29 protein-coding genes, 2 rRNA genes and 1 riboswitch are annotated in these 23745 nt (G+C 49.3%); of the genes, 2 read left to right on the forward strand and 29 right to left on the reverse strand.

Going from position 1 to position 23745, the window contains the following annotated elements; genetic code table 11:
• Nucleotides 1-64: 64 nt before the first annotated feature.
• The 16 genes from fin to GOM71_RS17520 all read right to left on the reverse strand — a co-directional run bounded on the left by fin (nt 65) and on the right by GOM71_RS17520 (nt 13815).
• Nucleotides 65-295: an anti-sigma-F factor Fin gene (gene fin, locus GOM71_RS17445; RefSeq protein ID WP_156283355.1), complete on the reverse strand. Its 231-nt coding sequence runs from the start codon at nt 293-295 to the stop codon at nt 65-67.
• A 66-nt stretch (nt 296-361) separates the two neighbouring features.
• The gene (gene pth / locus GOM71_RS17450; RefSeq protein ID WP_156283356.1) at nt 362-922 is read right to left on the reverse strand and encodes an aminoacyl-tRNA hydrolase; all 561 of its coding nucleotides are present in this window, start codon (nt 920-922) and stop codon (nt 362-364) included.
• 141 nt (nt 923-1063) lie between these two features.
• On the reverse strand, nt 1064-1714 hold the full coding sequence (locus GOM71_RS17455) for a 50S ribosomal protein L25 (RefSeq protein ID WP_156283358.1): 651 nt from the start codon (nt 1712-1714) through the stop codon (nt 1064-1066).
• A gap of 78 nt (nt 1715-1792) precedes the next feature.
• The gene (gene glmU / locus GOM71_RS17460; protein WP_156283360.1) at nt 1793-3193 is read right to left on the reverse strand and encodes a bifunctional UDP-N-acetylglucosamine diphosphorylase/glucosamine-1-phosphate N-acetyltransferase GlmU; all 1401 of its coding nucleotides are present in this window, start codon (nt 3191-3193) and stop codon (nt 1793-1795) included.
• A gap of 248 nt (nt 3194-3441) precedes the next feature.
• Nucleotides 3442-3726, reverse strand: a complete 285-nt coding sequence (gene spoVG / locus GOM71_RS17465; RefSeq protein ID WP_042171213.1) for a septation regulator SpoVG — start codon at nt 3724-3726, stop codon at nt 3442-3444.
• A 130-nt stretch (nt 3727-3856) separates the two neighbouring features.
• A complete protein-coding gene (locus GOM71_RS17470) occupies nt 3857-4255 on the reverse strand; it encodes a RidA family protein (protein ID WP_367649676.1) in 399 nt (132 codons plus the stop codon).
• Nucleotides 4256-4277: 22 nt separating this feature from the next.
• Complete coding sequence (purR, locus tag GOM71_RS17475) at nt 4278-5105, reverse strand: pur operon repressor (protein ID WP_156283362.1); 828 nt, start codon at nt 5103-5105, stop codon at nt 4278-4280.
• An 83-nt stretch (nt 5106-5188) separates the two neighbouring features.
• On the reverse strand, nt 5189-6049 hold the full coding sequence (gene ispE / locus GOM71_RS17480; RefSeq protein WP_156283400.1) for a 4-(cytidine 5'-diphospho)-2-C-methyl-D-erythritol kinase: 861 nt from the start codon (nt 6047-6049) through the stop codon (nt 5189-5191).
• A gap of 143 nt (nt 6050-6192) precedes the next feature.
• A complete protein-coding gene (locus GOM71_RS17485; protein WP_156283364.1) occupies nt 6193-6378 on the reverse strand; it encodes a small, acid-soluble spore protein, alpha/beta type in 186 nt (61 codons plus the stop codon).
• Between the two features lie 136 nt (nt 6379-6514).
• Nucleotides 6515-6790 (reverse strand): biofilm formation stimulator Veg, encoded by a 276-nt coding sequence (gene veg, locus GOM71_RS17490; protein WP_156283366.1) that lies wholly within the window; start codon nt 6788-6790, stop codon nt 6515-6517.
• Nucleotides 6791-6973: 183 nt separating this feature from the next.
• Nucleotides 6974-7882 (reverse strand): sporulation peptidase YabG, encoded by a 909-nt coding sequence (yabG, locus tag GOM71_RS17495; RefSeq protein ID WP_156283368.1) that lies wholly within the window; start codon nt 7880-7882, stop codon nt 6974-6976.
• Nucleotides 7883-8101: 219 nt separating this feature from the next.
• Nucleotides 8102-8986: a 16S rRNA (adenine(1518)-N(6)/adenine(1519)-N(6))-dimethyltransferase RsmA gene (rsmA, locus tag GOM71_RS17500; protein ID WP_156283402.1), complete on the reverse strand. Its 885-nt coding sequence runs from the start codon at nt 8984-8986 to the stop codon at nt 8102-8104.
• Between the two features lie 18 nt (nt 8987-9004).
• Complete coding sequence (gene rnmV, locus GOM71_RS17505) at nt 9005-9556, reverse strand: ribonuclease M5 (RefSeq protein ID WP_156283370.1); 552 nt, start codon at nt 9554-9556, stop codon at nt 9005-9007.
• A gap of 228 nt (nt 9557-9784) precedes the next feature.
• Entirely contained in the window at nt 9785-10918 is a 1134-nt protein-coding gene (locus tag GOM71_RS17510; protein ID WP_367649677.1) for a resuscitation-promoting factor, read from the reverse strand.
• 253 nt (nt 10919-11171) lie between these two features.
• Nucleotides 11172-11379, reverse strand: a riboswitch (cyclic di-AMP (ydaO/yuaA leader).
• Between the two features lie 184 nt (nt 11380-11563).
• A complete protein-coding gene (locus GOM71_RS17515) occupies nt 11564-12337 on the reverse strand; it encodes a TatD family hydrolase (RefSeq protein ID WP_156283371.1) in 774 nt (257 codons plus the stop codon).
• A gap of 182 nt (nt 12338-12519) precedes the next feature.
• A complete protein-coding gene (locus GOM71_RS17520) occupies nt 12520-13815 on the reverse strand; it encodes an HD domain-containing protein (RefSeq protein ID WP_156283372.1) in 1296 nt (431 codons plus the stop codon).
• Nucleotides 13816-14089: 274 nt separating this feature from the next.
• On the opposite strand from GOM71_RS17520, the gene GOM71_RS17525 reads away from it, so the two are divergent.
• The gene (locus GOM71_RS17525) at nt 14090-14344 is read left to right on the forward strand and encodes an AbrB/MazE/SpoVT family DNA-binding domain-containing protein (RefSeq protein ID WP_028609554.1); all 255 of its coding nucleotides are present in this window, start codon (nt 14090-14092) and stop codon (nt 14342-14344) included.
• A 128-nt stretch (nt 14345-14472) separates the two neighbouring features.
• Here the strand turns inward: GOM71_RS17525 and rsmI are convergent, their stop codons facing one another.
• The 10 genes from rsmI to GOM71_RS17575 form a co-directional block, all read right to left on the reverse strand.
• Nucleotides 14473-15372 carry a 16S rRNA (cytidine(1402)-2'-O)-methyltransferase gene (gene rsmI / locus GOM71_RS17530; protein WP_156283374.1) on the reverse strand — a complete coding sequence of 300 codons (900 nt, stop codon included), beginning with the start codon at nt 15370-15372 and terminating at the stop codon, nt 14473-14475.
• Nucleotides 15373-15389: 17 nt separating this feature from the next.
• Nucleotides 15390-16079: a tRNA1(Val) (adenine(37)-N6)-methyltransferase gene (locus tag GOM71_RS17535; protein ID WP_156283406.1), complete on the reverse strand. Its 690-nt coding sequence runs from the start codon at nt 16077-16079 to the stop codon at nt 15390-15392.
• A gap of 78 nt (nt 16080-16157) precedes the next feature.
• Nucleotides 16158-16598: an initiation-control protein YabA gene (locus GOM71_RS17540; protein ID WP_156283376.1), complete on the reverse strand. Its 441-nt coding sequence runs from the start codon at nt 16596-16598 to the stop codon at nt 16158-16160.
• 53 nt (nt 16599-16651) lie between these two features.
• Nucleotides 16652-17455 carry a PSP1 domain-containing protein gene (locus GOM71_RS17545; RefSeq protein WP_156283377.1) on the reverse strand — a complete coding sequence of 268 codons (804 nt, stop codon included), beginning with the start codon at nt 17453-17455 and terminating at the stop codon, nt 16652-16654.
• A gap of 4 nt (nt 17456-17459) precedes the next feature.
• Nucleotides 17460-18437 carry a DNA polymerase III subunit delta' gene (gene holB / locus GOM71_RS17550; RefSeq protein WP_156283378.1) on the reverse strand — a complete coding sequence of 326 codons (978 nt, stop codon included), beginning with the start codon at nt 18435-18437 and terminating at the stop codon, nt 17460-17462.
• Nucleotides 18438-18646: 209 nt separating this feature from the next.
• Nucleotides 18647-19090, reverse strand: a complete 444-nt coding sequence (locus GOM71_RS17555; protein ID WP_156283380.1) for a YaaR family protein — start codon at nt 19088-19090, stop codon at nt 18647-18649.
• A 41-nt stretch (nt 19091-19131) separates the two neighbouring features.
• The gene (locus GOM71_RS17560) at nt 19132-19461 is read right to left on the reverse strand and encodes a cyclic-di-AMP receptor (protein ID WP_156283382.1); all 330 of its coding nucleotides are present in this window, start codon (nt 19459-19461) and stop codon (nt 19132-19134) included.
• Between the two features lie 30 nt (nt 19462-19491).
• The gene (gene tmk, locus GOM71_RS17565; RefSeq protein ID WP_367649678.1) at nt 19492-20145 is read right to left on the reverse strand and encodes a dTMP kinase; all 654 of its coding nucleotides are present in this window, start codon (nt 20143-20145) and stop codon (nt 19492-19494) included.
• A gap of 115 nt (nt 20146-20260) precedes the next feature.
• Nucleotides 20261-21772, reverse strand: a complete 1512-nt coding sequence (locus GOM71_RS17570; RefSeq protein ID WP_156283384.1) for an aminotransferase class I/II-fold pyridoxal phosphate-dependent enzyme — start codon at nt 21770-21772, stop codon at nt 20261-20263.
• A gap of 90 nt (nt 21773-21862) precedes the next feature.
• Nucleotides 21863-22054, reverse strand: a complete 192-nt coding sequence (locus GOM71_RS17575; RefSeq protein ID WP_156283386.1) for a sigma factor G inhibitor Gin — start codon at nt 22052-22054, stop codon at nt 21863-21865.
• A gap of 218 nt (nt 22055-22272) precedes the next feature.
• Between GOM71_RS17575 and GOM71_RS17580 the strand changes: the two genes are divergently transcribed.
• Entirely contained in the window at nt 22273-22803 is a 531-nt protein-coding gene (locus tag GOM71_RS17580; RefSeq protein ID WP_156283387.1) for a transposase, read from the forward strand.
• 51 nt (nt 22804-22854) lie between these two features.
• Here the strand turns inward: GOM71_RS17580 and GOM71_RS17585 are convergent, their stop codons facing one another.
• The 3 genes from GOM71_RS17585 to GOM71_RS17595 all read right to left on the reverse strand — a co-directional run.
• Complete coding sequence (locus tag GOM71_RS17585; protein WP_156283388.1) at nt 22855-23184, reverse strand: hypothetical protein; 330 nt, start codon at nt 23182-23184, stop codon at nt 22855-22857.
• A 198-nt stretch (nt 23185-23382) separates the two neighbouring features.
• Nucleotides 23383-23499: ribosomal RNA gene (gene rrf, locus GOM71_RS17590) — 5S ribosomal RNA — on the reverse strand.
• 122 nt (nt 23500-23621) lie between these two features.
• Nucleotides 23622-23745 (reverse strand): 23S ribosomal RNA (locus tag GOM71_RS17595); the annotation flags it as partial.

A 23745-nucleotide genomic window follows, 5' to 3' on the forward strand; every position in this document is an offset into this window, starting at 1 on the left:
GAAACGGCTTCGCCGTCCTGTGGAGGCGAAGCTTCGTTTGGGTTGAACTATAAACATGAAATCGTTATTGCAGCGGATTCGTTACAAGCAGCAGCTCCGGATTTGCTTCCAGCGCCTCGCGGCAGTAGTCGCAAATCACTTTAACCGTCACGTTCCCGTTCGGGTCATACGCTATTATATCGCTGCGTTCTTCGGGGGTCAAGAAATGGAAACCGAGTTGATGTTCGGTAATTCCGCTTTGTTCAATTGTCCCCATTGACGTGCGGCAGTGCCTGCAAATATAGTTTACAGCCATATGTATGCCTCCTGAAGAGTAGTTATACCCTTCAGTATGCCCGGATTAGCCGCAGCTTAGGCGGCGCTATCGGTTAAACTTTGCCATCGTATTGTCAAAAGAATTTTTGAGCGAATACTCAATCGCATCGCAAGACTGCTCAATCATCGTTTTCAACAGCTCATGTTCGCTCTTCGGAAAATTGTCCAGCACGTAATCGGCGATATTCCGTCCCGGCTGCGGGCGGGAGACGCCCATGCGGACGCGGTTGAATTGCTGCGTGCCTAAGTGCTGGATTAGCGATTTGATGCCGTTATGACCGCCCGCACTGCCTTGATAGCGCAGCCGAATCTTGCCAATCTCTGTATCCATATCATCATAGACAATCAGACCGTCATTCTGATCCGCTTTAAAATAATCGATAAATGCCCGAACCGATTCCCCCGACAGGTTCATATAAGTCATCGGCTTAATAAGAACGACCTTCGTTCCTGCAACGTTCCCTTCGCCGATCAGCGCTTTGCATTTATTTTGCGTAACGGAAATGCCCCAGCGCTTCGCCAGCTCGTCGACGACCATGAAACCGACGTTGTGCCGGGTTGCTTGATAAGCGGCGCCGGGATTCCCCAGCCCTGCAATCCACTTCATATTGGTATTCTCCATTTCTTACATCAGGATCTTATTCTACGCCTTTATTCTACGCCATAACTGACGTTCCCTGCTAAAAAAGGAAAACGGCATCCTCCACGTTACGCCACAGGGCCATGGAAGATGCCGCCTTACTCAAATTTACGCGAAATCAACCTCGTGCATTTGCGCTTCCGTCGATCTTGCCGCCGCTTCCTTAAGCTCTACCGCTTGCGCTTCCGCTTCTTCCTCGGTCAGGTCTTTCTGCGGCGCCAGCACCGTAACCACGACCTGCTCCGGATCGGCAAGCAGCTTGATGCCGGCAGGAGCAATGACGTCGCGAACAAGCAAGCTTTGGCCCATTTCCAGATCGGCGACATTGACCTCAATCGCGTCTGGAATATTCGCAGGCAAGCACTCGATTTCCAGCTCATGCAGCAGCGCCTGCAAAATGCCGCCCTCGCCGACGCCGTTCGCTTCCCCGACAAAGTCGACGCGAACCTGCGTTTTGACTTCCTCATTCATATTGATCTGATGCAGGTCAATATGAAGAATGCGTCTCGTCAGCGCCTCGCGCTGCACGTCGACGATCATGACCGGCTGCTTGCCTGAGCCTGGCACATCCAGATCAAGCACCGCATTCGGATGAGAGCGCAGCAGCGCCAGCAGCTCCTTTTCTTCAAGCGCAATAGCGGACGGCTGCGCCAGCTGCTTGCCGTATACAACACCCGGCACTTTGCCGCTTGCTCTTAACTTTCGAATCTCGCCTTTAGTCCCGATCGTTCTTTGCTCGGCAATCATCGGAATAGACATCTATCGGAAACCTCCCAGTAAAGTCAATTTCCGTATAGCTTTTCCCTTAACTGCCGATTATTAATCACGGAATGGGGCTTAGCCCTTCTTCGCATTCTCTTTCTTCGCCTTTGCGCGGGCACGAATTTTGTCCGCATAGCCCGATTTGTTCACTTGACGCTCGCGGGCAATCGCCAGATCGCCGGATGGAACGTCATGCGTAATCGTCGAGCCTGCGACAACGTACGCGCCGTCGCCAAGCTTCACTGGCGCAATGAGGTTGACGTTGCTGCCAACAAACGCATTGTCGCCGATTTCCGTCACAAATTTATTGTAGCCGTCATAGTTGACGGTAATAGCTCCACAGCCGATATTAACGTCTTTGCCGACTTTAGCGTCTCCTACATAACTAAGATGCGATACTTTGCTGCCGTCGCCAAGCGACGCATTTTTCAACTCGACGAAGTCGCCGATTTTACAGCCGACGCCAAGCTTCGAGCCAGGACGTAAATTCGCGTATGGGCCAACTGCGCTCTCATTGCCGATTTCCGATTTATCTACGACCGAGTATTTAACCGTTGCGCCGTTGCCGACTGTCGAGTCGCTAATATCGGCATTCGGGCCGATGACGCAATCCTCGCCAATAACCGTCTCTCCGCGCAGTACGGTGCCCGGATAAATAATCGTGTCGGAACCGATCCGAACGTCCGCCTCGATATAAGTAGAAGCAGCATCGATCAGCGTTACGCCTTCGATCAAATGCTTGCGGTTGATGCGCTCGCGCATATAGCCTTCAGCTTCCGCCAGCGCAACACGGTCATTAACGCCGATTGCCTCAGCCAAATCATTCGTGCAATAGGCTTGTACAGATTCGCCCGCGCGGCGGAAAATACCGATCACATCGGTCAAATAATATTCGCCTTGCGCGTTGTCGCTCTTCACTTCGGCAAGAGCGGCAAACAGCTTCTTATTGTCAAAGCAGTACGTTCCCGTATTGATCTCTTTCACGGCCGCTTCTTCCGGCGAGCAATCTTTCTGCTCGACGATACGCTCTACCGCGCCGTCTGTTCCGCGAATGACGCGTCCATAACCCGTCGGATTATCGAACGAAGCGGTCAGTACCGTCGCCGCAGCGCCAGTTGAACTGTGCAGCTCGATCATGGCGCGAATCGTCTCCGCTCTAACAAGAGGCGTATCGCCGCAAACGACGATTGTCGTTCCCTCTTCCGAGCCGAGCAGCCCTTCTGCTTGACGAACCGCATGGCCCGTCCCGAGCTGCTGCTCTTGCAGCACATATTCTGCTTGGTCGCCCAAATAAGCTTGAACCGCTTCCGCGCCGTGACCGACGATGACAACCGTCCGTTCGCTCGCCGCTTCCTTCACCGTATTCAGAACATGGCCTACCATCGGTTTGCCCGCTACTTGATGCAGTACTTTATATAATTTCGATTTCATCCGCTTGCCTTGACCTGCTGCAAGCACAATCGCCATCACTTTCAACCGTAATTCCTCCCGCTAACTTTTCTTTTGAATATATCCCATAATAGGCAAAAAGAAAAGAGAGCCTTACGGCTCCCTTTCCTGCGACTCCCATACAGAAACGACTTAGTCGTCCCTAATGGGACGAACGTTTCTTTCAAATTATAGGAAAGTATAAAGTTTTCTGCATACTTGACCTATAATTCCCGGAATGAAACGTGCTGCGCGGCCAAATGACAACGACAGCCGTTTCACCTTGTGAGATAGGCTTATGCGCCTTCTTCGATTGCTACTTCTTCCGTTGCTGCGCGCTCGTATTCAGCGAGTACTGCAGCTTGGATTTTCTCGCGAGTCGTCGAAGAAATCGGATGGGCGATATCCCGGAATTCTCCATCAGGAGTACGTTTGCTCGGCATCGCCACGAACATACCATTGTTACCGTCAATGACACGAATATCGTGAACGACGAATTCATTATCAATGGTAATGGAAGCAATAGCTTTCATACGTCCTTCCGAATTAACACGGCGGAGTCTTACATCAGTAATTTGCACTTGTGTTCACCACCTTTGCCTATCTGAGACTTGGTGTATACTTCCACGTTTTTGTGCAAAATCCTTCTAATTTTTTGGGAAAAATATGCTCTATTTAAAATATTTTTTTGTAATTAAATGTTTTTCGTTGCTATTCGACATTTGTCGATGCTATGACTTCAATTTCGACAAGAACATCCTTCGGAAGCCTTGCCACCTCTACAGCGGAACGGGCTGGCTTGTGGTCGCCAAAGTAGGAAGCGTAGATGCCGTTAACCGTAGCAAATTGATTCATGTCTTTCATGAAGACCGTTGCTTTCACAACATCTTGGAATGTTGCTCCCGCTTCTGCAAGAACCTCTTTCAAGTTTTGGAACACTTGATGCGTTTGCTCTTCGATTCCGCCCTCGACCAATTCGCCGGCAGCGTTCAACGGAATTTGTCCCGATGTGAACAGCAAGCCGCCAAGCTTGATCGCTTGCGAATAAGGACCGATTGCGGCAGGCGCCTTATCGGTAGAGATCACTTGCGGAGTTTGTTTCTGCGTCACGTCAATTCCCAGCCTTTCATAACTATACTTTGAAATAATTTCCCGGCTCAACCGTCGCTTGCTTCGTCTTCATATCCACTGCTGTCAATTTCGCAAGCGATACGTAATCCTCCAGCAGACGTTCTTCCAATTCCACTTCCCCGGACTCGACGAACACGCCGACGCCCGCAACGGTCGCCTTGAACTCATGCAGCAAATCCATCATCCCTTGAATCGTGCCGCCTGCTTTCATGAAATCGTCAATGATCAGCACTCTCGACTGCTCTTTCAGCGCGCGGCGCGCCAGCGACATCGTCTGTATCCGCTTATTGGAGCCGGAAACATAGTTGATGCTCACCGCCGAGCCTTCGGTTACTTTGTTGTCGCGGCGTACGATAACGACCGGCAGGTTCAAACAGGAGGCCACAGCATACGCCAGCGGAATCCCTTTCGTCTCGACCGTCATAATGACATCAATGTTGCTGCTTGCAAATGCTGTTGCAAACATGCGGCCGATATCAGCCAGGAGCTCTGGTTGGCCCAGCATATCGGTCATATACAAATAGCCGCCCGGCAGCACTCTTTCCGGCTGGCCCAGCTGGCGGCAAATATTTTTCATAATGGATAGTGCTTCTTCCGTATGCATCTTAGGCGTAAACTTAACGCCGCCGGCAGCGCCCGCAAGCGTGTTCAATTCACCGAAGCCTTCTTCTTCAAAAACTTCTTTAATAATGGCTAGATCTTCGCTTATGGATGATTTCGCAGACTGATATCGGTCGGCAAAAGCTGTCAACGATATTAACGTGTGAGGACGACTAAGCAGGTACTGCGTCATTTCTACCAGTCTTGCGCTTCGCTTCAACTTTTTCAAAGCCATCTCCCTCCCACTAAATCCGAATAATATAATGACAATATAACATTTTTATACGGATTTAATCAATATAAACGTCAATGCTATGTAAGCATTCTTACCACGTACACTTCTTTGCAAAAGCCTCTAAGCCCGTTGTAAATGCGCGCGAGCTTCGCTTCTTTGGAGACAAGGCCAAATACGGTCGGCCCGCTTCCAGACATAAGCACGCCGTCAGCCCCCAGCCGCTGCATGCTTTCTTTCAATTGCAGCACTTCCGGATATAGATCCAGCGTCACTTTCTCCAACACATTGCCCAGTCCGTCGCAAACATCGCCAAACGAACCGCGTTCGATGGCCGAGATCATGCCTGCTGTCGATGGATGATCGGAAGCGCTCAGCTCGTTGGCTCTGAGCTTGCCGTAAACGTCCGCCGTCGATACGTTTATCGGGGGCTTGGCAAGGACGACCCAGCATTGCGGCGGGCTTGCAATCGGCTCAAGCTTCTCGCCGCGCCCGCGAGCAACAGCTGTTCCGCCCGTTACGCAGAACGGTACGTCAGAGCCGAGCTCTGCGCCCAGCCGGCATAGCTCGTCCTCCGGTATTTGCAACCCCCACAGACGATTCAATCCGCGCAGTGCGGCTGCGGCATCACTGCTGCCGCCGGCAAGGCCTGCTGCGACCGGTATTTTTTTATCCAAATGAATGTATACGCCTTTTCGCACGTCATAACGTTCTTTGATGAGCTTGGCCGCTTGGAAAGCCAGATTTTTCTCATCCAGCGGTATGTATCCGGCTTGGCTTGAAATAATGATCGTATCCCGCGGCAGTTCTTCCATCTCGAGACGATCCGCAAGGTCTACCATCGTCATAATCATCTCGACTTCGTGGAAGCCGTCTTCGCGCTTTCGGAGCACGTCGAGCAGCAGATTGATTTTGGCCGGCGCTTTCTCATATATTTTCATCATTAAGCTCTCCCGTTCGTATCATTAGCTTAAACAATATTATAGCAAACGGGCACAAGAAAAGCTAAGAGGTTGACGCGCCCGAATTCAAGCGCCCGCTCTTAGCTTCTGGTTTGACCAATGCGTGCTTGAGCTCGCGCTCATTACGGCTGATTGGTTTTATTCGCAGCGGCTTGCTCGGCGAGCTGGATGGCTCGCTTCACCATGTTTCCTGCTTCTTTCGTCGTAATGGCTCCCCAGCCCTCCTTGTCCACCTTTCCGGAAAAGCCAAGGTCTTTGGCAAGCTCATATTTCAACTGCTCCGACATTACATTTCTTCTGCGGCTCATGCGAATCCCTCCTTGAATCGAATCGATTTGCTGCGCTTTAGTATGCGCCTCGCCGAAGGATGCGATACGCTCAGCCGAGCGTATAAAAAAAGAACGCGAATGGGTTGTCCATTCGCGTCTAAACTCATTTCAAGCCTTAAGGCTCCAGATGGGTAATTCGGACTTGACCTTCATCATTGCACACGGTCACTTCCACCGACTCCGTCAGTATATCCGCATAACTGTAAGAGACACGCTTAAAGGCGTGAGACTCTTGATCCAGTTTCACAATGAAAACAGAAGGGTAGATTTCTTCCAATGTTCCGGTTCGTTCGATGGTCTTGCGACGACCGCCATTTGCCCGAAGACGGATTTTGGAACCAACGTGAGCTTCCAAGCTTCGCTTTATTTCCAATAGCGTATTTTTTGCCATTGTCCACTACCACCTCTTTCCTTGTCCATTATAACCAAAAAGAGGGATGTTGTCAAATGAAACAAAATATTATAGCAGTCAAGCGTTTTACTTGTCAACGGTGATTTTTCTAATTTTTTTGGTTCAGTGCATAATTTATAAAAAACAGGGTAGAGCCCCTATAGAGCCCATACCCTGTTCCTATTATCCGTTCATTAATTTCAAGGAAGCGATCGCTGCCGCCTTCGGCTTTGGCAGTCCCTTCCGGCATCTACCTATCGTTTCAATGCCGCCTACACCGTCGATCCCGCTTATCGTGCCATTTACAACGTCAGAGAGGTTTATCGTTTCGCGAATCGACGTATAGCTGGCCTTGATCGCAATGTAGACCGGATCAAGGGCATGGATCAATATTCGTCCCGGCGAGCTGGCGAAGTTGGAACCCGCTTGAAGCAGCGCTTCAAAATGCGATTGGCATGCGCCCGCCACCACGATCAGACCATCGCGGCTTTTCTCGTATGCTCTTGCGACGCGAACGGCGTTTACGAAGCTTTGCGAATTTTTATAGCTGCCCAGACTGTACAAATCGCCGTTTGCTTTGCTCTTCAGCACGCCATCATGTCCAGTGATGACCACAATGTCCGGCTTCACCTGCGGCAGCAGCTGATAAAGCAAGTCAGCCATTTGCGACTCGTGCGCGTGCACGCCGTGCGCAGGCACTTTCATCGTTTCATATAGCTGCATGCTTTTTCGCAAGTAGTTGCCGTCGCCATCGAGATGTAACACTTTACCCGGCAGCTCAAAATACTGCTGAGCTTGCGACTGCGTCTGCGCTTGCTGTGCGGCCAGCCTGATTTCGGCATTTGCTTGTATCGCTTGTTGCTCTCGCTGCTGTCGCATGCGTTTCAAGGAATCGTTTACTTTTATACGCACTTGCTGAGTCGCTCTCGTCGATTCGGGGTCGCGTACAACCGACAAATCGGGAATCGGCGCATCCGCAAGCAATCGGTAGTCCGTGCCTTTCAACAACGCTCGCTCGGATCGAACATCTTCAACTCGGAACAGCACGTCACCGCCATACGATTTGCGGACGACCAGGTCCCCTTGTTTCATGGGTAAATCACCTCTTCGTCTATCGTATGGGTGTTTACGGTGGAGTGTGCCTAATCGGATGAATTGTTGCAGAGTCTGACCGCTGCTGCGAGAAAGGTTGGCTTCCGGCCTGACATCAGGATCTTTGAGCGGAGCTCAAAGTCACTCATTATCCAAAGGCGGGCACTGTCGTTCCTCCAGCTCAACCTTTCTCTTCACATCTCCTCAGCTCTTATCAATTCAATTACCCTGCCAGCCCGCTTCGATGAAGGCGCGGCTGATGCGGGCGAATTCTTCGAGCGACAGCGTCTCGCCGCGGCGGACCGGATCGATTCCTATGCTGTTCAGCAGCTGCGTCAGCTCCTCGCGGCGCTCTTTGCCCACGAATGCGGTCAAATTGTTCGCGAGCGTCTTTCTGCGCTGCGCGAAGCTCGCCTGAACGATGCGGAAATAATGCGCCTCGTCCGTCACATCAACCGGCGGCTTATCGCGCAAAGCAAGCTTAATAACAGCCGAATCGACGTTTGGCTGCGGGATAAACACCGTATGCGGCACTGTGCACACAATCGACGGCTCGCAATAGTACTGCACGGCCACGCTCAAACTGCCGTACTCTTTGCCGCCTGGCTTAGCTGCCATCCGCTCCGCCACTTCCTTCTGAATCATAACGACGATATTCTCCAGCGGCAGCTTCTCTTCCAGCAGCTTCATCAAAATCGGCGTTGTTACATAATAAGGCAAATTAGCCACGACGCTGACGCCGGACATGTCGGCAAAACGTTCTTCGAACAGCTTTTTCAGATCGAGCTTGAGCACATCTCCGTGCACAACTTCTACATGCTCTTCCGTCTCAAGCACGTCCCGCAAAATCGGGATTAGCCGCGGATCGATTTCGACGGCTGTCACTTTGCCCGCTTCGGCAGCCAGATGCTGCGTCAAAGCGCCGATGCCCGGCCCGATCTCAAGCGCGCCCTTCGTCTTATCCAATCCTGCCGCCGAAACGATCTTATGTAAAATGTTCTGATCGATCAAAAAGTTCTGACCTAAGCTTTTCTTGAATGAAAATCCGTATTTCGCAATAATCTCTTTCGTCCGCTTTGGTGTTGCGACCTCAGCCGCCTTCATTATGTCCGCCACTTCTCGTCACTCCTGTCCCTGTTCCATTTGGCGCAGCGCTTCATTAAATTCCTCGCGGGAAATACGGAAGCTTGCGCACCGTTTGAAAAACGTTTTGCCATTCGCATAGCCAATGCCCAGCAGCTTGCCCATCGCCAGCCGCCGGTTGGCCGCATCGGGATGAACGATAAGACCTGCAGCCATTAGATCGTCCCAGACGATCTCTCCGCCGTCCTCGCCCTCCGGGCTTTCCGTGCGCAGCTCGGAGAGCGCTTGGCGGATGGCTTCCGGACTCGCGTTCTCAACGCCGATATCCCCCTTATACAACGCCTTCTCTTGCGGCAGAAAAGCATGTTTACAGCCCGGCACCCGCCTGGAGACGATTTTACGAATACGTTCTCCCGCATGATCGGGATCGGTAAAAATAATAACGCCGCGGCGTTCCATCGCAAGCTCGATCCGGCGCAGCACTTCCTCGCCGATGGCAGAGCCGTTCGTCTCGATCGTATCGGCCTCCACAGCCCGCTTAACGGCAACTGTATCGTCTTTTCCTTCTACTACGATAATTTCCTTAATCAAGGCCTAACATCCCTTTCTTTATGCAACGGCGGCCGCCTCTCGGCTGAACAAGCCAGCAGGCGCGTCCATATGTAGAAATAATGCTTGTGATTGTCATTTCAAACCGCAACTTTACACCCGTTGCAGCCGTCTAACTACATGAAAAAAAAAGAAGAGGCTGTGCCTCTTCCCTTATCATTGCATATTCGTACCGACTTCACAACTTGAAGCGGTAAATGCCATGTTCGACTAGCTTGCCGATGGCTTATTCGGTCCGAGTACGTACACGGTGTACCCTTTCTTACGACCAAACTTATTAGCGATCTTCGCGCTGTCGAAATAAACGTCGATTTTATTGCCTTTTACGGCGCTGCCTGTATCCTCAGCACGGCGGAAGCCGATGCCTTCGATATAGACCCACCAGCCGATTGGGATGACGTCCGGGTCAACCGCAATCGTGCGGCCTTCCTGCACCTTCGTTCCGGATGCGGTAATGCCGAACTGCGGATGGCTTTCATCCTTGCCTGTCGACTCCACGTCGGCGGTATAAGCCGTCAACGTAACATTATTCAAAACTTTCTTCGCTTTGAACGTTACGCCGCTCTTCGTGTAGGAAGCGTTGTTTGCCGACAACGTCTGCACTTCCGGTTTTTTCGTACCAACGGCAACAACCTGATTAACTGCAGCTGTCTGCACAACCTTATTGACAATCTTCTGAGATACGAGCACGCCGTTCTCATACTTTTTCTCCACTTGCTCGACGACAAGGCCCTGTTTGCCGGTTTGCACCAGCTTCTCCTTGCCTTCCTCAAGCTTCGGATCCTGTTTCTTCACGACCGAGAATGGAGTCACTCTCTCTGTCTCAGACACTTTCGTATCGACTCGCGTGACGGTAACCGTCATCGCGCTAGTCAACGGCGTGCCAAGAGAAGGCGATACTCGATCCTGATCGCGTACAGCAATATTTAATTCATCGATCGCTGCTTTTACAGTCTTCTCCGTCGTGTACACCGTTGATGTATTGCCGTCCGCTATTACAACGATCGGAACTGCGAAATTAATCTCGATCCGGTCACCGTCTTTGATCGACCCATTCAGAGGCTTCGAGACCTCGTCATATGGGCCAATCGTAATAGCTTGTTCATCCAGTAGGCGTTGCAGGACCCATTGTTTTGTTTTCACAACGGTTTCTTGTCCATTCACTACTACGGATACGCTTTTGTCAGCCGTTCCGTACAACAACACCAAAAACATGAAAGTCATAGCGATTGAAATAATTGCACTTAGAACAATCAAACGCAAGTTTTCATGCTTCCATCGCAATGCGAAAGACATAATGGATGATCGTTTCCCATGGGGTTCCTTAACCTGGATCATTCCCACTTCAATCGGTCCTCCTTCATAGCCCCGTCGCCCTTGTGTGACGCATGATCATAATTGACGTGACTATTAAGTATATTGGCGTGCTGAGCACGCTCCAGTGTGTTGCCCCGTGCGCCATGCCCTTAACGCGCCCAATGCCGACTTTTCCAATTCGTTAGCCAACTGGAAAATAAAAAGAAGCCATCGACAGAGGATCTGTTTCGTGGCTTCCCAAAAGTCAAATAGACATCAGGAATGGTAAATGCACGAGATTGATCGCTCTCTATACACGCTTACGAGGTTAGCTGTCGGATTCGGGCAAGAGAGCTGCCCTATCGACGGTCGAATGCTCATGGCAAACGCCGCCAAATTCACCCCATTGAGAATTCAAAGCCTCATCCCTGCATTCGGCCATTTATCGGCTGCAGTTCAGATGCCTGGTTCCCCCGCTTTCCATTTCGGAAATTAAGCGTCAACTGGAAATCCAATACAAAAATTTAAAGCTCTGAAATGAATCATACCTTCACGGAGAGCCAATTGTAAAGAACGGATAAAAGACGATTTTAGCTAAATTTCAGGATTATTACGGAAAAGACTGCCGATTTTCGGAGGTAAAATCAGTTTTATCGCTTCAAAGGTCGCTCATTCTCCCTTTTTTAGCCGTTTTTAAACAATACCAAAACATTTTTTACCGTTTTCCATTGTAATTTTTGCAATTTCATCCTTACTTTTTCCTGTTATTTCTGCTGCAGTGTCCGCTACATAGGAAACAAAAGCGGTCTCATTTCGCTTCCCTCTGAACGGATGAGGCGCCAAATAGGGGGAGTCCGTTTCGATCAATAATCGGTCTAATGGAACCCTTTCCAAAACCTCTTTCGGCACTCTGGCATTTTTGAATGTGACCGGTCCGCCAAACGAAATATAGAAGTTCATATCGAGGCATTTTTTTGCCGTTTCCCAGCTTCCGGAAAAACAATGCATCACGCCTCCGACCTCGGAAGCGTTTTCTTCCTTCAAAATTTTCACAATATCCTCATGCGCATCGCGGTTGTGAATAACGATCGGTTTCCTTACTTTTCGGGCCAGTCGGATCTGCTCGCGGAATACGCGATGCTGCACCTCTTTAGGTGAAGTATCCCAGTGATAATCAAGGCCGATTTCGCCGATGGCGACGACCTTTGGATGGGCGCAAAGCTGCTCGATCCATTCCAGATCGCCCGGCTGCATTTCGATGCTGTCGACCGGATGCCATCCGACTGCCGCGTAAATAAAATCATACTGCTCAGCAAGCGCAATCGTCGTCGGAATCGTCTCCCGATTGAAGCCGATATTAACCATTAATTCGACTCCCGCTTCGCGCGCTCTGGCGATTGCCTCAGCGCGGTCGCTGTCGAATTTCGGTGAGTCCATATGCGTATGTGTGTCGAATAAATTAGCCATTGAAATACTCCTTTTTTTTCATACTTCTTCTATTATATATAGGGTTTGTACAATCATTATTTTAGCCGTTTCGCAAACGCTTTCTTACAGCTTAAGCGTAAACGGCTTTCGCCGTCCTTTGGCGGCAAAGCTCGTTTCGCGATGAAATATAAGCGTATTTATAAATGTAAACTTATAAATTCTTATATTTTAAAAAGCTCGCGCAGCGCAGGGCTCAGTTTGTCCTTCGATCCGATCAACGGCTCTTCCGGATAGTACAAATGATATTCCCCCTGATGAAGTCCGGTAATCGATCGTACGATGTCGGATTTAGCGGATATTTCGATTAAGCTTTCCTGTTCATCCAACAGCAAAATCGGCGTTTTCTCCTCTTTTCCAGCTTTTTTCGAGTCGGGGCGATAAACGTCATACGGCTGGTCGAACGGAAAATCGATCTCCATATGATAGGCGGGATTTAAACCGATTGCGATGAACTGCCGACTTATTTCTTCTAATAAAGATTCGTCAGGATCCGGGATCGTTATGTACTTATATAAACGGCGATTTAAGAACCGGCTGCACAGGTCAGACAACAGCGTATCCGGCTCATCCTCCCAATGAAGGAATGCGGCCTGTACATAAGCTTCATCGAGCTTTAAATAAGACTGTACCGTAATCGTTCCGTCCAACAGCTTGCGAATAGGGTCAGGCATCCAATCGAATGCATGGCCTTTCTCGTACAGCTCCTTCGCTCTGCGGAAAATTTGCCGCAAAATGATTTCCGAGCTTCTTGTCACCGGATGGAAGTAGATTTGCCAATACATTTGATATCGGGACATCAAATAGTGCTCGATCGCATGCATCCCGCTTTCCTTAACGACAATTTTGCCCTGAACTGGACGAAGTACGCGCAATATACGTTCCAAATCGAAATTGCCGTAATTGACGCCTGTAAAATAAGCGTCCCGCAGCAAGTAATCCATACGGTCGGCATCCATCTGGCTGGAGATTAATCCCGCAACGATCGGATTTGGATAAGTTTTGCGAATTACAGCTGCTACTTTCTCTGGAAAATCATCCGATACTTGTCTAAGTATGCGGTTCACTTCCGTATCCTCAAGCAAAATGCTGCACGTCCATTGTTCATGATGCGTGTCGAATACTTCCTCCAGCGAATGGGAGAACGGCCCATGACCGACATCATGAAGCAGTGCCGCACAAAGCGCAAGCAGCTTCTCTTCATTCGGCCACCCTGGATATTGATTGCGCTCGAATTGAGAAATAATTTTCCGCGTAATTTCGTAGACGCCAAGCGAATGAGAGAAACGGCTATGCTCGGCTCCATGGAAAGTTAAGTAAGAGGTTCCCAATTGACGAATTCTTCTAAGCCGTTGAAACTCTTTCGTGTTGATCAAATCCCAGATCGTTTGATCCTGTACATAGATATATTTGTGTACCGGATCCTTGAACACCTTTTCCTCGGTTATGTTCAGATTCATTCGCCATTTCAACCCCTTTTGTTCATATTTTCGACACAAAACCTTGTTAACATGTCGAATAGTGTCGCAAATTAGTTTCCAAAATGTCGAAGCTGTTGTATTCTATAGTAAGATTAATATGACCCTTACTATATAGTCAAATTCCATATTTCCAATAGATATCCCAATAATGATGGTTGACTATTCTGGTAATCGTTGGTATTATAGTAAACACAAATAGAAAAAATATGTCGAATAGTGACGAAATCACTTTTTGAGAGGGGAAACACTAATTATGATGAAATCTACAGGTATTGTTCGCAAGGTCGATGAACTGGGTCGTGTCGTTATTCCAATCGAATTGCGCCGTACTCTTGGTATCGGCGAGAAAGACGCTCTCGAAATCTATGTAGATGGAGAGCGCATCATGCTGAAGAAATACGAGCCTGCTTGTATCTTCTGCGGCAATGCAGAGAACGTTTCGTACTTCAAAGGAAAAATTGTTTGCCATATTTGTCTATCAGAAATGCCTACTCCTGTGACAAAATAAAAAAAATAGGTTATAATAGAGTTATTCACATGTTAATTCTAACCTTTTTTATACTCCTTGATGCCTTCCTGTGCTAGAACCCGGCCAGGAAGGTCTTTTTTTTGTCCACAGAAAAGATAACGCAGCGATTATCGGTTCACTGCGTTATACACATCCCGTTTCGACAAGCCGCGATCGGCTGCCGCTTTTTTGATCGCTTCCTTGCGTCCATGCTCGCCTTCATAATGAGCGACATGCGCTTCTAAATCAAGCGCCGTCCACCAAGCCTCGGCAGCTTCTGCATCGCCTGTAATTCGGCCCGCTTCCGCCGCCGCATCCGCACCCTCGATAATGAGGCAATACTCGCCTAATGGCGGATGCTCCTCCAGATGCGCCAGACACTCCGTAATCGTACCTCGCGCAGCCTCTTCATGCCGTTTTGTCAGCTCGCGAACCATTGCTATTCGTCGGTCACCCAGACACTCCAGCATCGCTTCAAGCGTTTTGCGCAGCCGATGCGGCGATTCGTAAGTCATTAATGTATAGGGCAGTCCGCTTAGATCGGTCAGCCAGTTTTTGAGCGGCTTTTTGTCGCGCGGCGGAAATCCGGTAAACAGAAACCGTTCTGTTGATACTCCAGAAATAATGAGCGCGGACAGCGCAGCATTGGCCCCCGGTATCGGTACGACTTTAATACCGTTTGCAACGGCTTCCGCAACGAGATCAGCTCCCGGATCGGACACGGCCGGCAGACCGGCATCGCTGACGAGCGCAATGGATTGCCCTTCTTCAAGCAATCGAATCAGTTCGCTGCCGCTTGCCTGCTTGTTATGCTCATGATAGCTGACAAGCCTGGTCGCAATCTGAAAGTGAGTGAGCAGCTTCCGCGTCTGCCTCGTGTCCTCCGCTGCAATAAGCTGTACTTCTTTTAACGTCCGAATAGCGCGAAAGGTCATATCCTCCAAGTTGCCGATCGGCGTTGCAACCAAATACAGCGTGCCCGCTTCATGCTGCGATTGTTCTTTAAAGCTCTTCTGTATGCTGATCATCGGCGAATCACCTCCCTCTACTCATATACCATAATTGGCGGCAGCACGCGCAATTCCGGTTTTCCGTCGCGTATTGCTTCTATTAATACCATATTGGCCTCGCCGCGAGCATTCGGATGAATGAACTGTACCCGCTTCGGCTCCATTCGGTATTTGCGCATCGTTTCCATAATGTCGATAAAGCGGGACGGACGATGGACCATCGCCACCTTACCGCCCGAACGGACAAGCCTTGCGCTCGCATGAATGACGTCGTCCAGCGTACAGTAAATTTCATGCCTTGCAATCGCATAATGCTCATTCTCATTATGATCTCCGTCAGGCGCCGCCATATAAGGCGGATTGACGCTTACAACATCATATACGCCGTTGCCAGCCTCCTTCATATAGTTGCGAAGGTCGGCTTCAATGATATTGACTTGTCCGCCCAGCCCATTCATCGCTATGCTGCGGCGCGCCATATCGGCCAGACGCGGCTGTATTTCAACAGCGTCAATTTGCGCTTGCGTGCGCGTTGTTAGCAGCATCGGTATGACACCGTTTCCGCTGCATAAGTCGACAATTTTGCCCCGTTTCGGAACCGTCACAAATTTAGACAGCAAGACGGCATCAATCGAGAAGCTGAACACTTCACGGCTTTGAATAATTTTGAGTCCCGTCTCAGTCATTAAATCATCGATCCGCTCATTCGCTTCAAGCTTAATCATTTCTTCCACTTTAGCTTCTGCTCCCTTTACATAAAGATGCCGTCCTCTTTGCAAGGACGGCAGCCAATTTTACTAGTGCTATTTGTTCAAGAAGGAAAGACAGAATAGGCAATCTCCCTCTGTCCGCAAATGCCCGTAGTACACGTTGCAAATGTGGAAGCCTTCATGATAGAGCCTTGCCAGATTATCATGGCCTTCACTGACGCCATGCTGCGCTGATGAGAACGGATCGTCGTAATCGTGATTGTGATCCTCGGTTGCATAAGATACGGATGCTGCCGCTGCTTGAGTTTTCTGGCGTTTACTCTCGGCATTCGACGTAACGCTGCGCGAACTCGACGCCTCTCGCTGCGTTTCCCGCTTCAATATCTTGCGCAACTGGCTGTTCTCAAGGCTCAATTGTTTATTTTCTTCAAGCAGCGCTTTAACCTGCTGCTTCAAAGCGCCAAGCTCGGAATGGAATTGTCCCATCCGATTATCCAGCGCGTCCATTTGTTCGAAAATCTCTTTTTTCTCCAAGTTTTCACCCCAGAGCATTAATCATAGTCTAGCGTAATCGCAACGTCGTCTATTTACTTTACGACGACATCATCCATGGACATCTCTTTCGGTTTGCCGGGTACATCAAACAGCTGTACATAAACCGACTTCGAAGCAGCATTAATGCCTGTTACCTTGCCTTCACCCAAAGAGGTAATGACAATTTTGCCGATGGACGGAAGCTCTTCCCGCACACTTTCGTAATTGTCATGCTCATATTTCAGGCAGCACATAAGACGTCCGCATAATCCCGAAATTTTCGTAGGATTCAACGATAAGTTCTGGTCCTTGGCCATTTTGATCGATACCGGCTCGAAATCTCCCAGCCACGACGAGCAGCAAAGCACTCGTCCGCAAGGCCCGATGCCGCCAAGCATCTTCGCCTCGTCGCGCACGCCAATTTGCCTTAGCTCAATGCGGGTACGGAATACGCTGGCCAAATCTTTAACCAGCTCACGGAAATCGACACGGCCTTCAGCTGTAAAATAAAAAATGATTTTGTTGCGGTCGAATGTAAATTCGACGTCAACGAGCTTCATTTTCAGCTGATGATCCTTAATCTTGTCCAAGCAAGTGGCAAACGCATTCTTGGCGGCGGAACGATTCTCTTCCACAACCTTCGCGTCTACATCGCTTGCGATGCGGATCACTTTTTTAAGCGGGAGGACGACATCTGCTTCACCGACGACCTTCTGTCCTACCACCACTTTGCCGTACTCGATTCCTCTTGCCGTCTCGACAATGACATGCTGGTCCTTGTCCACCGGGTGTAAGGCCGGATCAAAGTAATAAATCTTGCCCGCTTTCTTAAAGCGGACGCCGACGACATTATACAAGGGTTTAGCCCTCCTGTAGGTTTACCAATAATTGCTCTACTGCCAGCTGAGGCGCTACATTAGAGCGAATGCGTTTGCCCGCTTCAAGCGTATGCTCGATGCACGCAATCCATCCTTCAATCGGACGGCTGAACGCATGCTTGCTTATCCATTCCAACTGATCTATATAAACGATGCTTTCTTGTCTTCCAGCTTGAAATTGAATCATATCTTTGAACCATAACGCCAATAACGATAACAGCAGTTGTGGTTGATTGCCTATATCTGTCTTGAAAAATTGCTGTTGTATGGAAATCATTGCCGCGGTGAATCGGGTCAGACTTTCCTTTCCTAATTGTATCACTACGTTTCTGATTTCTGCAAACTGATTCTGTTGGATGATTTCTCTAGCTCCATCCAATCCTGAGCTCAACTGCACCGCAGCGCGAGCAAGCGTCGGAGGATGGCCTTCGTCCACTAAAGCTTTCAGCATTTCTGCAGGTGAAAACGGTAAGAACGGCACCAGCTGCGAACGCGAGCGAATGGTCGGAAGCATGGCTTGTCCATTATCCGTGATCAATATCGCAACAACGGGAAATGAAGGCTCCTCCAAAAATTTAAGCAGGCTGTTCGCGGCCTGGAGCGTCATTTTGTCAGCGCGCTCGATTATATAAATCTTCCGGCTGTCGCCGCTGCCGCGATAGGCAAGGCCCCGCTGCAGCTCTCTGATTTGATCGATCTTGATCGATTGGCCGTCAGGCTCGATCATAATTAGATCCGGCTGATTGCCGTTATCAAACTTTCGGCATTCCAAACATTCTCCGCAAGCGTCGTCGCCGCCCGCCGTGCAAAACAAAGCTTTGGCGAACGCTCGCGCTAATGCAAGCCGCCCCGTTCCGGAAGGCCCGCTAAATAAATAAGCATGCGACACTTTGCCGCTTTGAAGCGCGTGCTTCAAAATTCGCTTCGCTTTCCATTGACCGGCTATTTGTTCCATGCTCATCGTTGCTCGAATCCTTCCTTTAAAAGAAGTTCAAAAAGTCTGCTTTTGATCACGAAGCTTTACTGAAAGTAGACTCGGCATCGAATCTTGCCTACGCTCCGATCCTCATTCCCGGCTTCATCCAACCTTCTAAAGCGTTTTAAATAAAACGCAGCTTCGTAAGCATTGCTTTTTTGCTGAAAACTAAACTTTTTGAACTCTCATGCTTGTTAAAACAGTAAATTAATGAGCATGCCGCGAATTTCGCCAATTCGTCCTAACAGCTCAATTCTTCCCTGCTCGCTATCGAGCAGCTCCTCGGCCATTGCTACGAGCGCTTCATCAATTTCTTCCAGCAGCTTGTAACGTTTAGTCCGCCCTCTTCGGTCGAATCCGCGCAATTCCTTAAGGCCGATGCCTCGGCGCACCGTATCTTCCAGAAACCGCTTAACCATCTGGCGATACAGCTTTAGCTCGCGGACGGTCATCGTCCTAGCGAGCCTCTCGCCTTGATTATGAATGTCCTGCAGCTTCTGCTGCAATTGCTCTTGCGTCCGTTGCGCGTCCTGCTGCACCATTGCGTCTGAGAAACTTTTCATTTGCACCGGTTTATTCGTCGTATCTGTGCTGGCGCGGTTTTGCCCTAGCGGGCGAAATCCCGGATCTATCTTCATCGTTTCACGTCCTTACATCATGACATCCGCTCATTTTCAAATCAGAAATGTTCGAACCGTTCCACCGGTACGACGAATACCGCTGCGCCGCCTACTTGCACTTCCACAGGGAATGGAATATAAGAATCCGTCGAGCCACCGATCGGCGATACAGGAGTAACCAGCTGGTCTCTTACTTTGCAATTGGAGCCAATGACTTGAAGCACCTCATGAACACGCTCATCCTCAATCCCGATCATGAATGTCGTATTGCCTGCACGAAGAAAACCGCCCGTACTTGCAAGCTTGGTCGCTCGAAAACCATCCTTCACCAACGCATTGGACAACCGATTGCTATCCTTATCTTGCACGATCGCAATGACTAGCTTCATCCTCATACCTCCCATATATGAATACCTTTATTAATTCGTATCATTCGCAAAAAATCCTTTAAACCTAGCATCGACAACAGCCAATACATCGGCAAAAACCTGTTCTGGCGTTCCCTCTGCATCAACGCGTACTATCCGCTCTGGGTAACGCTTAAGCAATTCCCTATAGCCTTCCCTGACCCGCTTATGAAATGCCAGCGATTCCAGATCGAGCCGATTCACTTCTCGCTCGGAAGCCCTGCTTATGCGGTTCAGTCCGACGGATGGATCAATGTCCAAGTAGACGGTCAGTTGCGGCATCCAATCGCCAATCGCAAAACGGTTGATCGACCACACTTCCTCCATGCCAAGCTCGCGCGCATACCCTTGGTAAGCCAAGCTGCTATCAACGAAGCGATCGCAAATGACGATCTGGCCGGCTTGCAGTGCTGGCGCTACTTTCTCAACCAAGTGCTGGCGTCGAGCCGCCGCGTAGAGCAGCGCTTCGGTTCGGGCATCCATACCGGTATGGCTCCGATCGAGAATAACCGAGCGAATTTGTTCGGCAATTGGAATGCCTCCAGGCTCTCTCGTCGTGACGGCGATCTGCCCCCGCTGCTGCATCGTATGCGCAAGACGCTCGATCAGTGTTGTTTTGCCTGAACCCTCTCCGCCTTCTATCGTTATAAAAATACCATTGTTCACTTGTCTAAGCTCCTACTCTATCCATCTATATCAACAACAAGCCGTTGTACTACCATTCTAGCAAAGCCTATATTCTTGTACAATGAAGATTTACTTATCTTTCGGCAGGATCAAGTTAATGAAGCACTTCTATCGTACGCATGGACGGATCGGCAGCTCCTTGGAATTTGGCACGATGAGCCGCAAGCTGCCCAATGTAGCGAATGGAAGCAGCCGTTAGCCGTTCGCCGGGATAGACGATTGGAATGCCAGGAGGATAAGGAACGACCATTTCAGCCGCTATGCGGCCTTCTGCCTCCTCCAGCGGTATACGAATAGAAGAAGCTGCTGCACGCGACATTATAATTGGAGCCCCAACTCGGATCTCATCGCTTTGTGCATCAGCAGCCAAGTGAAGACTAGGAGTCGTTGCTTCAATAGAGTAAGCTTTCGTCGTACTGCTTATATTTTTTGATGCTTCTGCAATTACACGCTCCAAATGCTCGCAGGCTTCCATTAATCGTTCGGTGTCCGATGGGCTGGCCTGAATGCCAAACAACAAAACAACGTGACGCGGATCGGCCATTTCAGCCCAAACATTGTGCTGCTCCAGCACGTTCTGCAGCTCGTAGCCCGAGCGCGACCCCGTTGCGTCAGACAGTAATATACGAAGCGGATCAAGCTGATCATACGCGTTGGAACGTTCATGCGAATGTACCGTTTGCAGCAATTGAGGCTCCCGTGAAGTCAGCCATTGACGGAAACGGCAGGCTTCGCTTATGGCGGGCTCGAACCATGCTTCACGGCGGCTTTCAATCATTGCTCGGGAAATATCGAGTGACGCCATGATCGGAAAAGACGGGCTGGAGCTTTGCACAACCGCCAGCGCTTGGCGAACCGCCTCCCTTGGCAGCCGCTCTCCCTGCATATGGAGCATCGCGCCCATCGTAAGCGCAGTCAACGTTTTATGCGTCGACTGCACTACGGCGTCAGCACCGGCTTGTATTGCCGATACAGGCAACTGCGGATGAAAGCCATAGTGAGCGCCGTGCGCCTCGTCGACCAGCAGCATTTTATCCGATTGGTGAATCAACTTCGCGTATGGCGCCAGATTAACGCTCATGCCGTAGTAGTTTGGATTAGTCAGAAAGACAGCCTGAGCTTCCGGAAAACGATCTAATGCCTCCTCAACCGTCTGCAGTGACGGAGACGTCGCCTTCCCTGTCCGACCATCTATTTGAGGCGAAATAAATACTGTGCGGGCGCCAGCCAGCTTCAATCCGTTTATAACCGATTTATGTACGTTTCGCTGCACGATAATCGTATCTCCCGGTTGGCACACTGCCAGAAGCAGCGCAATATTGCCTGAAGTACTCCCGCCTACTAGAAAGCAAGTTTCATCCGCCCCGAAACATCGCGAGGCTAATCGTTGAGCTTCTGCAATCGCTCCTTCCGGATGATGCAAATCATCGGTTGCTGAAAGCTCCGTCACATCCAGCTTCATAATTGCAGCAAAAGCTTGATTGGCCTCATCTTCAATATTATAAAGAGCTTGACCATAACGGTGTCCTGGCACATGAAAGCTCGCCGGTTTCCGTTCTGCCAGCTCTTGCAGCATTTCGAATAATGGCGCATGTATACGATTCATAGCGTAAATGATTCCTCTCTGCCTAAGTATTATCTCTATTGTATCGTTTTTTACGCCAAAAAAAGAGCGGCTTCTGACATCAGAATCCGCTCAAGCATTTTTTTCAATAAAGATTTGTCTCATTTGATGGATGAAAAAAGGATATTTGGCGTCTTGAACATCCGTGCGGACCATCTCAGCCTCACAATTGTCGCAAATAAATTCGGTAATAATACAGATCCCTTCGCCTTCAGCCTTATGCTGTCCGCAAATGATACAATGCAGCCTGCGATCTTCACTCATTTCGCTACTCCACCTTCCTGCATTTCTATATACCTACCAGTATGGCAAATCATATAGCGAATTATACTTCTTTCATAGTCAATTTCAAATATTTCTATATCGTATGCGGCATTCGCCCATTTGGTGAATCGATTTTTTGCTCCTGTGCTATGGACGTAAACTGAGAAAACGCCGATATAATATGAAATGGAGTTATTTGTGAGAAGGAGTGTTTTCACTTGCATCAACCTTTATCAGAGCAAAAAGCCGCCACTATTTATCAATATAAGCTGATCAAAAGAAAGCTGATTCGTCCCGAACTCGTATCGAGTCATCTTCTAACCGCTGCAATTTTGCTCGGATTTCAAATGCTGATCTATGGGATGACGGGGCTGTTCAGTTGGCTTTTCGGCTTCGCAGTCATTCAAGTGATCCATCTCATTATATTGCTGCTGACGTTTATTCGCGTGGACGAGGCCGCCGATCGAAAATGGGTGTGGGGCATAACGCCGCCATGGTTCGGCTTCAAGCCGGCTAACGATATTCGAATGCATCTCTTTCGCAAAGTTCACCGCCATCTGTTCTGGATCGGCTTATGTGCTTCTTGCGTACTGTACCCTTGGGTGCATGAATCGCTCATGATCAGCATTATCTTCTGGCATTTTTGGCTTATCACACCACGGCTGCTGCTGTCTTTTACTTTTCGCAAAGAGGAGAAAGAAGGCGTGCTCCGATTACAGAAGTTTGAAGCATCGTATTACCAAAGGTAACATAAAGATAAAGGCTAGACCTCTTGGAGGTCTAGCCTTTGCTTGCTTATCCTAACTGAAAATAGCTAACAGAAGAGTCAAAATACCGAGAACACCTGCAATCGGTCCCCAATACTGCATCGGTACAAAAAACAGACTATGCTGTGTTCCCATACGATATTGAATGCCGGTTTGAGGATCAACTAACACTCGATTGGATCCGCTGTTTAATTTTTTACCGAGAAACCAAATAGGCAACGCCGACACTAAAAAAGCAATACCAAACGAATTTGTACCGCTTTCATTTTCCAAACCGATAGAACTCATAATCAAATGGAAAACAACAAACATAAGTCCTACAATTAGTACATTTAAAATGCCAAATCCCTTCCAGACGATCATATATTCACCTCATATAGTCGTAATATCCTATATATCGTCAAAATATTATTAATACTTTAGTCGTAAGCATTTTTATTGCTAGTTTCACTTTTCTGCTGAAAATTACTGCTCATCAAGCTTCGCGCGTGGCTCATTACCGTTAGCGAGAACCTATGAACAACAAAAAACCTGCCGCATCACATGCGGCAGGCTTCTCGTGCTTGGCGACGTCCTACTCTCCCAGGACCCTGCGGTCCAAGTACCATCGGCGCTGGAGGGCTTAACGGTCGTGTTCGGTATGGGAACGCGTGGTTCCCCTCCGCCATCGCCACCAAACGGTCAAGGTTGTACCTTGAAAACTGGATGCGAAATGTTTGAACTCTTTAGCAAGTTCGGGGTCCCCGCAAAGGTATCGGAATTAACTCCGGAAGCATTCGCTTCACTTTGTGGGGCTCCATTAGGATAAGCCCTCGACCGATTAGTACTGGTCAGCTCCACACATTGCTGTGCTTCCACCCCCAGCCTATCAACCTCGTCGTCTTCAAGGGGTCTTACGAATTGGGAAATCTCATCTTGAGGGGG

This window comes from Paenibacillus sp. NEAU-GSW1 (genome assembly GCF_009737085.1).
GTDB lineage: Bacteria > Bacillota > Bacilli > Paenibacillales > Paenibacillaceae > Pristimantibacillus.